General features: G+C 38.0%; 8 protein-coding genes. All 8 read left to right on the top strand.

The window, feature by feature from the left end; genetic code table 11:
- Nucleotides 1-8: 8 nt before the first annotated feature.
- The 8 genes from asp1 (at nt 9) to STRPS_RS02725 (ending at nt 13,152) form a co-directional block, all read left to right on the top strand.
- Nucleotides 9-1,568 carry an accessory Sec system protein Asp1 gene (gene asp1 / locus STRPS_RS02760; protein WP_007893671.1) on the top strand — a complete coding sequence of 520 codons (1,560 nt, stop codon included), beginning with the start codon at nt 9-11 and terminating at the stop codon, nt 1,566-1,568.
- Nucleotides 1,561-3,093 carry an accessory Sec system protein Asp2 gene (gene asp2 / locus STRPS_RS02755; protein ID WP_007893699.1) on the top strand — a complete coding sequence of 511 codons (1,533 nt, stop codon included), beginning with the start codon at nt 1,561-1,563 and terminating at the stop codon, nt 3,091-3,093. Before asp1 ends, asp2 begins: the two co-directional genes overlap by 8 nt.
- On the top strand, nt 3,093-4,094 hold the full coding sequence (gene asp3, locus STRPS_RS02750; RefSeq protein ID WP_007893593.1) for an accessory Sec system protein Asp3: 1,002 nt from the start codon (nt 3,093-3,095) through the stop codon (nt 4,092-4,094). Before asp2 ends, asp3 begins: the two co-directional genes overlap by 1 nt.
- A gap of 12 nt (nt 4,095-4,106) precedes the next feature.
- On the top strand, nt 4,107-6,491 hold the full coding sequence (gene secA2, locus STRPS_RS02745; protein WP_007893625.1) for an accessory Sec system translocase SecA2: 2,385 nt from the start codon (nt 4,107-4,109) through the stop codon (nt 6,489-6,491).
- A 25-nt stretch (nt 6,492-6,516) separates the two neighbouring features.
- The gene (gene gtfA, locus STRPS_RS02740; RefSeq protein ID WP_007893657.1) at nt 6,517-8,025 is read left to right on the top strand and encodes an accessory Sec system glycosyltransferase GtfA; all 1,509 of its coding nucleotides are present in this window, start codon (nt 6,517-6,519) and stop codon (nt 8,023-8,025) included.
- Nucleotides 8,018-9,337: an accessory Sec system glycosylation chaperone GtfB gene (gene gtfB / locus STRPS_RS02735; protein WP_007893574.1), complete on the top strand. Its 1,320-nt coding sequence runs from the start codon at nt 8,018-8,020 to the stop codon at nt 9,335-9,337. The genes gtfA and gtfB overlap by 8 nt, the downstream gene beginning before the upstream one ends.
- Nucleotides 9,337-9,522 (top strand): hypothetical protein, encoded by a 186-nt coding sequence (locus STRPS_RS02730; protein WP_007893687.1) that lies wholly within the window; start codon nt 9,337-9,339, stop codon nt 9,520-9,522. The genes gtfB and STRPS_RS02730 overlap by 1 nt, the downstream gene beginning before the upstream one ends.
- A 516-nt stretch (nt 9,523-10,038) precedes the next feature.
- Nucleotides 10,039-13,152: an accessory Sec-dependent serine-rich glycoprotein adhesin gene (locus STRPS_RS02725; protein ID WP_232011003.1), complete on the top strand. Its 3,114-nt coding sequence runs from the start codon at nt 10,039-10,041 to the stop codon at nt 13,150-13,152.
- The last annotated feature ends 19 nt before the right edge of the window (nt 13,153-13,171 follow it).

Below are 13,171 nucleotides of genomic sequence, written 5' to 3'. Positions count from 1 at the left end.
GAGAAATTATGTACCATTTTATTCCAGCTTGGTATCAAAAAGATCGACTTTGGTACGATGATACCAATGAATGGACACATATCAATCACTATTTACAATTTGATGATAGTGTCAATCACATTAAGGTCTTTCATGAGAACCAAGAAAAGGTTCGGATCATGATCCTGAACTATTCCCCTCATTTGAGGTCTTTTTTACACCAAAAAGGTTTACTTGAGGTTGAAACATGGTCTTTATTTGATCACCTGCAAAACTGTCAAGAGAGTAAGTTCTCTCCATTAGATTGGCGCAGCCTAAATTGGCCAGCAGAAGCAACCTTTTTATATTCTCCGTTCACAGTCAGTGTTCTTGTTCATGATTGTCTCTACGCGCGCTTGCAGTTTGTAACTAACGGCAACCTTTTTCAAATCATTCGTTTCGAAAAGGATGGTAAAAGAGTAAAAGAGCAACTAGTTTTTGATGATCGAGGCTTTCTTTCTAGTATTCTTTATTTTAAAAATGGCCAAGCTAACTATCAAGATTATGTGAATCAGGCAGGCTTATGGTGCCTTAGAGAATATTTAGATCAAGCTGTCGCTGATAGAATTGTCATCAATCCTAAACGAGTCCCATTTCTGAAGCAAAAAAGCTATAAGAATTGGGAAAATTTGATTAGCGAGATGCTTGAAGAGGAAATAGCAACAACACATCCTACCGATGTCTTTGTTATTGCTAGTCATCAGCAACATAATACTTTCTTCAAAAGTATTGCTAGACCAACTGTCTTTTCCTTTTACCAAAACCGGCAAAAGTTAGATTCTTTAAGCTCTGCTGAGAAGGAGGCTTTTGCAGATGCCCAATTTTTAGTATCTGATACTGAAAAAAATGTAGCTGCTCTGCAATCTTTGGCAAAAGAGAAAAGCTTACCACCTATTATTCAACTCTCCCCTTTTGACAGTCGCTTTGACTTAGGCCTAAGTATCCGCCAAAAAGTATTGGAAATCTATTTTTTGGTAGATACCGTTGGGGAAGAAGATATGAAAGCTATCTTGACCTTGCTTTTTAAAGAGATGGCTAAAAATGAACTCCTTACCTTAAAGCTTGCTACCTATCAACGTTATGGTGAACGGGTTACAAAGCTACAGGATTTGCTCGAGACTTATCTCGAGAATTATATTCCAAACCAATTGTCAACTAAAGAGGACAGCTTGCCTGACAAAAATGCAGAAGAAGCAGCTTCAAGGGCTGATATTCTAATGATTACAGAAGAGAATGATATTATTTCTGCTTTTAAAAGAAGTCGTATTGTACTTGATTTTGGACTGGAACCTGATTTGTACCATCAAATAGCTGCCATTAGTTCGGGGATCCCTCAAATTAATAACGTGCAAACAGCCTATGTGAGCCATAAGGAAAATGGATACATAGCTAGTCAAATAGATGAGATTAGCAAAGGTTTGGACTATTATTTAAAGGGCTTGTCACATTGGAATCAGTCCTTGGTCTATTCCATTGAGAAAATTGCTGAAAATACAGGCCAAGCCTTAATGACTAAATGGAAAGCTCAATTGGAGGACAAAAATGACTAAAGAAAAAATGAGAGTCCTTCAGATAGGTCATCACAATTGGAGTGACTTGTTCACTATACCTGAGGCTATTGATTGGTCATATGGTTTACCAACCGACTATCAGCTATCACTCATTGACCAAAAAGGGAAACCTGTTGCTCCTTTCTCGCTGATTTTATTTACTGACCCAGTCAATTATCAGCAAAGTTATGAAGACTTGCTTGACTTCGCTATCCCTTATTCTGTCTTTTACAATAATCAGATTACTGATACTAAACCACAAGTGCATTTATTTAGATCAAAACTAGCTGAGGCGATGGATATGACTGCACCAGAAGAATTGGTGAAGCAATTATCACAAAACTTTTTCCCTGGTCAAGAGGGATCCAAAGCTGACATGCGCTATATTGATGTCTCACAAAACTTTTCTGGACAAGTCTCTTATGAGGGTAATGCCTTTACCGTTTTTGAAGGTGACTTTGGCCAAGAATTTCAGTCCTTACTAACATGGCGTTATAATAGTTTACAACTTTCGGGGCAAGCCTTAAATTTTTGGTTGGAATATGTTAAAGAAGGCGATCTTACTCTTAATTTGAAGGTTTATAGCTTGGCAGAAAGCACTTCTAATATTGTTGAGGTCAATAGTTTTTCAGAATCAGATTTAATGGAACAAGTTACTCTTGGAGCAAGAGCTAAAAATCACTATTTATCCTTTGTTTTACATGTTAAAGGGCGAGGTAAGTTAAAGATTGGGTCTTTACACCAAAGAAGAAGTCGGGAACGATTTGGGCAGTTTATAGCTGGGGGACAACGACTAGTTGATGATCATCGTCAAGAGCTAATTGCTTACTTTAGTCCTGGTGATTTGAAACCTCCGCTTAATGTTTATTTTTCAGGTTACCGATCTGCGGAAGGATTTGAAGGCTACTGGATGATGTCCCAATTAAAAGCACCTTTTATCTTGATAGGAGATCCAAGACTAGAAGGTGGCTCTTTCTATCTAGCTAGTGACCAACTGGAGAAACAGGTAACAGATTTCATCACAGAGAAATTAGACTATCTAGGATTTAATCCTCAGGAAATGATTATGTCTGGCTTATCCATGGGAACTTTAGGAGCTGCTTATTATGCTAGTCAGTTACAACCACATGCTGTTATTCTAGGGAAACCCTTATTTTCACTAGGGAATGTTGCTTACAATGGTTATCAGATTCGTCCTGATGATTTTGGAACAGCTTTTGATATTCTTCACTTCCTAACAGGAGCTCTAAATCAGGAAACTATAGAGCGACTTAACCTGAGATTTTGGCAAGCTATTGATCAAGCTGATTTAAGCAAAACCCTTTTTGCCATAGCTTATATGAAAGATGATGACTATGACCCGACAGCTTATCTAGATTTTCTGGACAGGGTTCAAGGGAAAAATGTTAAGGTTATTTCTAAAGGGATTGAAGGTCGCCACAATGACAATAGTGCATCCATTAACCAATGGTTTTTGAATCAATACGTAAGGATTATGACTTTAGATTTCGGGAGGAAACCTTAATGCAGACTCAAGAATTAGAGGTATTTTTGATTAACTGGGGACTTTTGCATCAAGGCACTTATATGTATGGTGTGGACCTATCTTATTTAAGGGATGGTCGCATTTCCTATCGCCAAGATTATTTGCCAATTGGTACAGTTATTCATTCCTGGTATTCACAAACCAATTTTCAAGCCAACCGTGATGTTCCTAGATTACCAATTTTAAAACGTGGTATCGACTATCGTCTGAAGTTAAACATTGAAACAAATAAAGGCCATGTCCCTTATCTTAGATTAACTTTCTTTAATCGTCGTAAAGAAATCGTTGCTTATAAAATTATCAAGGAAGATAGTGCTGACTTTTCCTTGCCAGAAGAGACTTTTTCTTACCAAATTGATCTGATTAATGCGGGTTGTCAAGACTTCATTTTTGACAGTATCTTGCTTTATAATAAGGCTTCACAAGCCTTTATGGCTGATGCTTATGTGGCTATCAATGCTTTGAATCACGAAAGTCTGGCAGTGGCTTCAGAATTAATTGTTTTCTTATTAGAAAATAAAGATGGGCAACTAATGCCGCAGTCCTTAAAGTCCCTTAACCAATTAGGAAATGTCTTAGTTATGGGAGTAACCCAGCTCAATCATTTGTCCTATTTAGGGGATAAGTTTGTGAATTTTGTAGCGCAAACTATTTACAAAGAGGCACCTGACTTTTTGGATAAGGGGATTCATTTTATTGGAACGGGACCTAAGTCTGATTGTGTCGTAATCCTCATGGAAGATGCTTTTGAACAAGGGAAGGCCACGTGTAGTGGTTACCCTGACTTTGATAAGGAATTAATGAGCGATATTGAAAGCCTGTCGAATGACTTAGAACGTGTGAAAGAATTGCTTGAAGTTAACAATCATTTTAAGGCTAAGCCTTTTATAAAATCAGAACAACAAGATGATAGCTTTGCCTTGGTTGAAGGCTTGTTACGGCCTCATCATTATTTAGCAAAATTATCAGAAAAAAATTAAAAGGAGCTTACTTTGGGGAGCTTAAGCGAGAAACTTAGTATTAATAGCTTACGTTTAAGGGCTATTAAAAAAATGTTAAACAGGGTCAATAGCTATCAAGACAGTATGGCTAAACTCAATGACAGTGATTTACAGGCCAAAACGCAAGAATTTAAAAATCGTCTGATGGCTGGAGAGACTTTAGATGATTTATTGCCTGAGGCTTTTGCTGCGGTTAGAGAAGCAGATCGACGTGTCCTTGGCATGTTTCCTTATGATGTTCAGGTCATGGGAGCTATTGCTCTCCACGGTGGCAACATTGCAGAGATGCGAACGGGTGAAGGGAAGACCTTAACGGCAACGATGCCTCTTTACTTAAATGCTTTGACTGGTAAGGGGGTCATGCTTGTGACAACGAATGCTTACCTTTCGAGACGCGATGGAACAGAGATGGGAGCAGTTTACCGTTGGATGGGCTTAACAGTCGCCTTGGCTGTTCCAGAAAGTCCTTCTAAACAATTATCAGTTCCAGAAAAAAGAGCAATCTACGGAGCTGATATCGTCTATACCACTCACTCTACCTTGGGCTTTGACTATTTAATTCAGAATTTAGCAGACTCGGTAGACAATCAATTTTTACGAGGTTTCTATTATGCTATTGTTGACGAAGTAGATTCCGTTTTGCTAGACAGTGCACAGACACCCTTAATCATATCAGGTTCGCCACGTGTTCAATCCAACTATTACCAAGTTGCTAATACATTTGTGACAACCTTGGAAGAAGAGAAAGACTATAAATTTAATGATGAACGGACAAATGTTTGGTTAACCAGCAAAGGAATCACCGAAGCAGAGACTTTTTTTGGGCTCACTAATCTCTTTGATGCTAAACATACTGAAATTGTTAGACATATTATTCTAGCTCTGAAAGCGCATCACCTCTACGAGCGTGAGGAAGAATATATCGTTGACAAAGATGAAATAGTGCTTTTAGATGCTATAAGTGGCCGCGTTTTGGAAGGTACTAAATTACAAGCGGGACAACATCAAGCTCTTGAAACGAAAGAATCTGTTGAAAAAACACCCGAAACACGGGCGATGGCAAGTGTGACCTATCAAAATCTTTTTAAACTCTTTGAACGACTAAGTGGAATGACAGGGACTGGTCGAGTTGCTGATGATGAATTCATTACAACCTATAACATGCCTGTTATTACCATTCCGACAAACCGTCCTATTCAGCGTATTGATTATCCTGATATGATCTATATGAGTCTTCCGGAAAAGATCCTTGCTTCGATGACTTTCTTGAAGAAAATCCACGCTACTGGCCAACCCGTCTTACTGGTAACAGCAAGCGTAGAAATGTCAGAGATTTATTCCCATTTGCTCTTAAAAGAGGGTATTGCTCATAGTGTTTTAAATGCTTATAATACAGCCAAAGAAGCTGAGATGATTGCTGAAGCAGGACAATTGGGAAATGTAACAGTTGTTACGGCTATTGCTGGTCGCGGAACTGATATTAAATTGGGTAAAGGGGTTGCTGAACTGGGAGGGTTGGCAGTGATTGGTACTGAAAGAATGCCTTCAAAACGGATTGATTTACAGATGCGAGGACGTTCAGGTCGGCAAGGAGATCCTGGCATGAGCCAATTTTTCGCATCACTTGAAGACTCATTGCTTATTAAATGGGGACCAGCATGGCTTTTAGATTATTTGCGTAAGCAATTACCCAAAACAAACCCCCAGCAACCAAAATTATTAAGTTCAAATCGTTATCAGCGGCTTTTGAATCAGGCCCAAGAATCTAGTGATAGTCAGGGTAGACAAGCGCGACAGAGTGCGGTCGAGATGGACGAAAGCATACAAGTTCAACGTGAAATGATTTATAACTTACGCAACCAATTGATTGCCCAAGAAAAGCTGGAATCAGTAGATTTCTTGTCAATACTAGAAGATGTATTAAGCAGCTATCTAGAGAGTCAAGATGACATTACGGAAGAAAGCTTAAGTCGCTATGTTTTTGATAATCTATCTTATCAATTTTCAGGTCAAGGTGTTGACTACACTAGTCATAGCTCTATCAAAAAAACTTTACAAGAAATCTTTTTAAAGGAAATGGAAACTAAAAAAGCTCAGTTCCACAATGAAAAAGATTATATTAATTTTCAGAGAACTGCTATTCTAAAAGCTATTGATCAGGCTTGGATTGAACAAGTAGACTATCTCCAACAATTTAGGGTTCTAGTTGCCAGCAGACAGTCAGCACAAAGAAATACCATTTATGAATTTCATCGCGAAGCCCTGTCTAGTTTTAAAGAGTTGGAACATCGGGTTAAGCAAAGTATCATCAGAAACCTTGCTTTAAGCATGCTAGCTTACAATCCAAAGGGGGAATTGGTAGCTTATTTTGCATAGTAAGGTTGATCAATAGGAGAGAAAAATGACACTTTATAATATTAATATGGGGATTGGTTGGGCTAGCAGTGGTGTGGAGTATGCTCAAAGTTATCGTGCTAAACTCCTACGCATGATTGGTGCAAAAGGGATTTTTATTTTTACAGATTTAATCTTAAATGAAAATGTCCAACACTTAACTAAAAACATTGGTTTTGAAGATGATGAAGTGATATGGATGTACCATTATTTTACAGATATTAAATTGGCACCGACAACCTATACCCTCAAAGATGTTCTCGAATCAATTCCCTTTCATATTGAAAAAGAAGAAGCAAGTGGCAAAATTCGCCGTTATTTTTATGACAACAACCAGCAATTTGTGACCTGTTATTTAAGCAAGGAAACCGCTGATTTTGTTGATCGTGCCGAGTTTGTGTCTAAAGGCTGCCTGATTCGTAAGGATTATTATAATTATACCCGCTACTGCAGTGAATATTTCACGCCAAAAAACAACAAGGCGCATCTTTATCAACGTCGCTTCTTTAACGAAGATGGGAGCACAGCTTTTGATGAAATCTTAGATGAAGAGAGTCATCTCTATCGTTTCAAAGATCATATGTTTTTATCCACTCGAGAATTATTGACTTATTTTATCAACTCGTTACAATTGACAGAAAAAGACATTGTGATTTTAGACCGCTCTAGTGAGATTGGCCAGGCTGTTATGGAGGGAAAAGGCAGAGCAAAAACTGGATGTGTCGTCCATGCTGAGCATTATAGTAAAAATGCAAAGGATAATGATTATATCCTCTGGAATAATTATTATGAGTATGAGTTCACACATGCAGACCAAGTTGATTTTTTCATTTGTTCGACAGAAGCCCAGTCGGAAACGCTAAGATATCACTTTAAAAAGTATCAAGGCATCTCACCACGAGTAGTGACAATTCCTGTTGGTTCTTTAGAACAACTGAAAAGACCAGCTCAAGAACGAAACCCCTTCTCGCTAGTAACAGCTTCAAGACTGGCTAGTGAAAAACATATTGATTGGTTAATTCTAGCTGTTATTGAGGCTAAAAAAGTTTTGCCAGAATTAACCTTTGATATTTATGGTAAAGGTAGCGAAGAGAATAAGTTACAGGAATTAATTAAGGAACATGCAGCTCAAGATTATATTCGCTTAATGGGACATGTGGACTTGGAAACTATTTATCCTGAATACGAAGCCTACTTAGCAGGGTCAACCAGTGAGGGCTTCGGTTTAACTTTGATGGAAGCTGTCGGCTCAGGCTTACCAATTATTGGCTTTGACGTACCATACGGTAATGTGACTTTTGTTGAGCATGAAAAAAATGGCTTACTGATTCCAAAGGAGGAATCAGATCAGCTTGATTTAATTGTTAGTCAATTTAGCGAAGCAATCATTGCTATGTATCAAGACTATCAGATTGAAGAATGGCAAGAACACTCTTATACCATTGCTGAAAAATTCTTAAGCCAAACTGTTGCTAATGACTGGAAAGAATTTTTAAAGGAGTTTGATAATGCTTAATATATTTGAAAACTATGACCAAGCTGCTCAAGATTTACATTATTCTTTAGTGATGTCGGGTTACAAACATTCCACTGTTATTCTAAATGAGACAGGTTTTTTACCCACTTCAGTAACCACTCCTTATGCCTTTTTTATGGGTGAAGAGCAAGTGGTTGAAGGAAAAGCGCGCTATTTCAATCAAATCAAAACTCCAAATTTTTGGGAAATTCAGTCTAACAACAATAATGGTGAAATTCTCGACCACGATATTAAGAAAGCAAATATTTTTTATGCCGAGCCAACCCATAAACGTTTAGTCCGAGCTGTTGAATGGCTGGATCGTGAAGGCAAGGTGCGTTTGGTTGAACATTATAACAAAAATGGACGCCTCTATGCACAGAGTGTTTACAACAAGGAACAGTCGGAGGTCCTGAAAACTTACTATGACCAAGAAGGAAAGGAAAAAATTGTTGAAAACTTTGTGACCAATGACCTTATTTTAAATGATCGAGATAAGATTAAGATTTTCAAAAGTAAATTGGAATTTATGATTTATTATCTTCAGAAAGCATCTTTTGACCTCGATCAGATTATTTATAATTCCTTGGCTTTGCCATTTCAAATCAGTATTCATTTACCTGAACCCGGTCATGATATTTTGGTTTGGCAAGAAGAATTTAGAGGAGCTATTCCTGGCAATATGCAAGCTATTTTAAATGGAACTGTTGCTAGAAGTTGCCAAGTTATTATTCCTGACCCGTTGACTTACCAAACTTTTGTTCAATTGCATCAGGGGGAAAATGAAAAGGTTAATTCTTTGGGATATTTGTATCCTTTGGCTCAGGAAAAAAACTGGTCAGCGAATGCTCTAATTTTTACCAATAGTGATCAACTTGAACAAATTGAATCGTTAGTCACTGGCTTACCTGATCTTCAATTCCATATAGGAGCTTTGACAGAGATGTCACCTAAATTACAAGCTTTGGGACAAAAGGACAATGTTTTCTTATATCCTAATCTTTCACCAAAAACAATTACTGCTTTATGGACCTTGTGCTCTGTTTATTTAGATATCAACCATGGTAATGAGATACTCAATGCTAATCGGGTGGCTTTTGAGCAGAGGATGCCGATCTATGCTTTTGACAATACCCAGCATACCCGTCACTACATTTTACCGAAAAATACCTTTAGACCCAATCGAGTTGACGATATGATAAAAGCTATAGCTTTGCTAGCTCATCCTAGTAGGTTTAAAGAAGTTATTGAACAACAGTTAGTCTTTGCTAACCATACCTCGCAAGAAGCTTATCGGGAGGTGCTTGGATAATGCCTGAAAAAAAGAAGTTGTCATTTCTAGACGAAGCCATCGAAGAAAGATTAGAGAAAAATAGGCAAAAGTTACCCCCAAAGAAGAAGTCTGGTGCTAGCAACGTTACTTACGTTTTATTAGGCTCTATTATTGTCATCAGTGTTATTATGGGCCTACTCAATACTATTTACAGATTATTTTAAGAAGAAAGAGATTGCAGAAATAGGGCAATCTTTTTTTATAGGGATTCAACCTGACTTTCCTTGACAATTAGCCTTTAGAGGTATCTGTAGTAATCTCTGAAAATAATGCAAAGGATAGGTAGTTATAATCGTCGTTTTTTACTTATCCGGGCTTAAGAGAATAGGGAAAATTACTCTAATCTAAAGTTGTAATATTATGTTAATTTAATTAAAAACTAATTTATTGAGAGGGATAGTTGTTGTTATATCTGTTCTTGTTTTTTGGAAAAAGGAGTTAATAAAGCATAAAATAAGGTTTTTGAAAAGTGTCTATCAGATTTAAGAAGAAACAATAAAATTTTCTGAAAGTTTCTATTGCTTTTTTGAAAAATAAAATGTAGAATAGAGTGTCCGTTTTTAAAAAATGGGGAATTACAAATTGTGAGTTTTTAAGATTGGAGACTTGAAAACTTGCTCTATTCTCTACTTGGCAAGGAATTGTTAGTGGGGAATTTAAAAAAAGAGAGAGAGAAACACATGTTACAAAAATTGAATAAGAGTAGTTTTGTGGAGACTGAGTCAAAGTCTCGTGTAAAACTGCACAAGTCGGGTAAGAGCTGGGTAAAAACGACCTTGGCTTCTTTTGGGTTGATCCAATTATTTAAAGGCAGCCAGGCAGAGGAACGCATTTCTGAAGGGGATGTGAATTTTGTTGTGTCTAAAAACCAATTGTTAAAAGGGGCGTTGGGAATTGGAGCAGTTCTTGGTGGTACAAGTTTAGCTACTACTGCATTTGCAGCAGAAACGACAAGTACCTTACCTGTGACTTCTGAAACGGGAGTGACTTCAGCAGGGACTGATTCGACTGTCCTTGTGGCGTCAACAACAACTTCAAATACCACTAGCGTATTGGATCAAAGCTCCGCTTCACAAAGCGTAAGTTCCTCAGTATCAATGAGTCAGTCGCTTTTAAATAGTCAGGCAGCACAAAGCACTTCAGAACAAGAGTCGCTATCCTTATCACAATCAACCAGTCAGTCAAGTGCTTCTCAAACGACAAACTCTGCAAATGTGACGCCGACTGCTTCAGATAGCACACCAGTATCAGTTACAACAGCTGTTTCTGCATCTACAGCATCATCAACCAGTCTAGCTCCAAAAGTTAACATGTTATCAAGTCGTACAAGTTTAGCAGCTACTGGAAAGGTCAATAATGATCTTGTAACAGTTACCTCGTCTTATCTTAAGGATGAAGTGAATAATGATGGTATTGTATATCCTTTACGCGGTGAAACGATTGAATATTATTCAAAATTCACAGTAGATAATGCGGCAACCGCTGGTGATCAATTTACAATGACCTATAGTCCCTATGCAACACCATCAGATTTTGATATGGCCAACTGGGCACCGATTGATATCACAGATAATTCAGGCGAAGTTATTGCAACTGGCGTCTATGATGCTACAACTAAGACAGTAACCTATACCTTCACGTCTTATGTCGATAAATACCAAAATGTTGTGGCTTCATTAGATGCTTACTCATATATTGATCGCTCTAAGGTACCTAATGCTGCTACCTTAACCATGACCTATTCTATGGGTGGTGAAACAACTTCAAAAGTGGAGGCTGTTAAATACGAGTCCCCTTATGTTCAAGGAACGTCAAGTATTGAATCGGTGATAAATGAACTTGATACCACCAAACATACGGTTGAACAGATTTTCTATGTAAATCCCAAGCAGTACAATGCCTACTCAACGATCTTTTCAGTCTTTGGTTATATTGTTGATCCAAATACTGGCGCTATAAGGCAACAAGGTAGTAATATCATTGATAAATCTACAGTTATTGATGTTTATAAGGCTGGGACTAGATCAATGCTACCAGACAGTATGAATATTACTGACTTTAGTGGCTTAACTAAAGTTACTCCAACGATTACTTATGGTTCGGACACTGCGAATATTTATTTAAATAATATTTCAGATGTCTATGTTATAAAAGTCGTTTCAAGTTATGATCCTAATTCTAAGGATGACATTGTCCAAAGTGGGACAATGAGTTCTTATGACTCCTCCCTTAGATATTATTCAATCGTTGAATCTGATAATAATATCGTGGTCAACAGTGACGTCTCAGGTGGTACAGGGACAGAAGTAACTTATAGCGTTGGCGATTACGTATGGTTTGATACGAATAAGGACGGTTTGCAAACGAATGGTGAAAAGCCGGCTGCAAATGTTTTGGTAACCTTGACTTATTCAGACGGAACAACAAAATCAGTCTATACCGATGCAAGTGGACACTATCAGTTTAATGGACTATTTGATAAGGAAACCTATACCATTTCATTTACGCCACCTGCTGGTTACGTATTAACAACCTCTAACACTGGTAGTAACGATGCTATTGACTCAGATGGTTCATCTGTTACTGTTACCATTAAAGCTGCTAACGACATGACAATTGATGCTGGTTTAATCCCAGATCCTGTTAGTCAAAGTACTTCAACAAGTCTATCAGACTCAGTGCGTAACTCAACGTCAGTATCAACTTCAACAAGTCTATCAAACTCAGTAAGTCACTCGACATCGGTATCAACTTCAACAAGCTTGTCAGACTCAGTAAGTCACTCGACATCGGTATCAGCATCAACAAGCTTGTCAGACTCAGTGCGTAACTCAACGTCAGTATCAACTTCAACAAGTCTATCAGACTCAGTAAGTCACTCGACATCGGTATCAGCATCAACAAGTCTATCAAACTCAGTAAGTCACTCGACATCGGTATCAGCATCAGCATCAACAAGTCTATCAAACTCAGTGCGTAACTCAACGTCAGTATCAGCATCAACAAATCTGTCAGACTCAGTAAGTCACTCGGCATCGGTATCAGCATCAACAAGTCTATCAAACTCAGTAAGTCACTCGACATCGGTATCAGCATCAACAAGTCTATCAGACTCAGTAAGTCACTCGACATCAGTATCAACTTCAACAAGCTTGTCAAACTCAGTAAGTCACTCGACATCAGAAAGTTTAAGCACATCTGAGAGTCAGTCGGCATCACATGCTGGTTCAGAAGTTGCTAAAGTACATACTATTGGTGACACAGTTTGGGAAGACACTAACCATAATGGGATTCAAGATCCAGGAGAGCCTGGTATTTCAGGTGTTACGGTTACCCTAACAAATCCAGATGGTTCAACTAAAACGACAAGTACAGACAGCAATGGTCACTATGGCTTCACTGATTTAGTCGATGGAGATTATACTGTAACTTTCGAAACACCAAAAGGCTACAAGCCAACAGTAGCCAATACAGGTGATGATACCAAAGATTCAGATGGTCAAGTTGTTAAAGTAACAGTTGCAGGGAACGATAATCCAACAATTGATAGTGGCTTTGTTAAAGAAGAGACACCAGAGTCACCTCAAACACCTAATTCTGAAACTACAAGCCATTCGGAATCGCAATCAACAACTACAAGTCAGTCAGCGTCAGCTACTCCAAAATCAAGTACAAGTAACGAAGTGCTTCCACATACAGGTACAGAAGAAAGTACAGGTTTATACGGATCTGCAGCTTTAGCGATACTTGGAGCAATGGGACTTGTTAAAAGAAACTCTAAAGAACAAGAATAATCTTTTATAAGACTAAGAT

It is taken from the genome of Streptococcus pseudoporcinus LQ 940-04 (genome assembly GCF_000188035.1).
GTDB classification, from domain to species: domain Bacteria; phylum Bacillota; class Bacilli; order Lactobacillales; family Streptococcaceae; genus Streptococcus; species Streptococcus pseudoporcinus.
The sequence above is the reverse complement of the archived record's forward strand: the minus strand, read 5'-3'. Positions and strand labels throughout refer to the sequence as shown.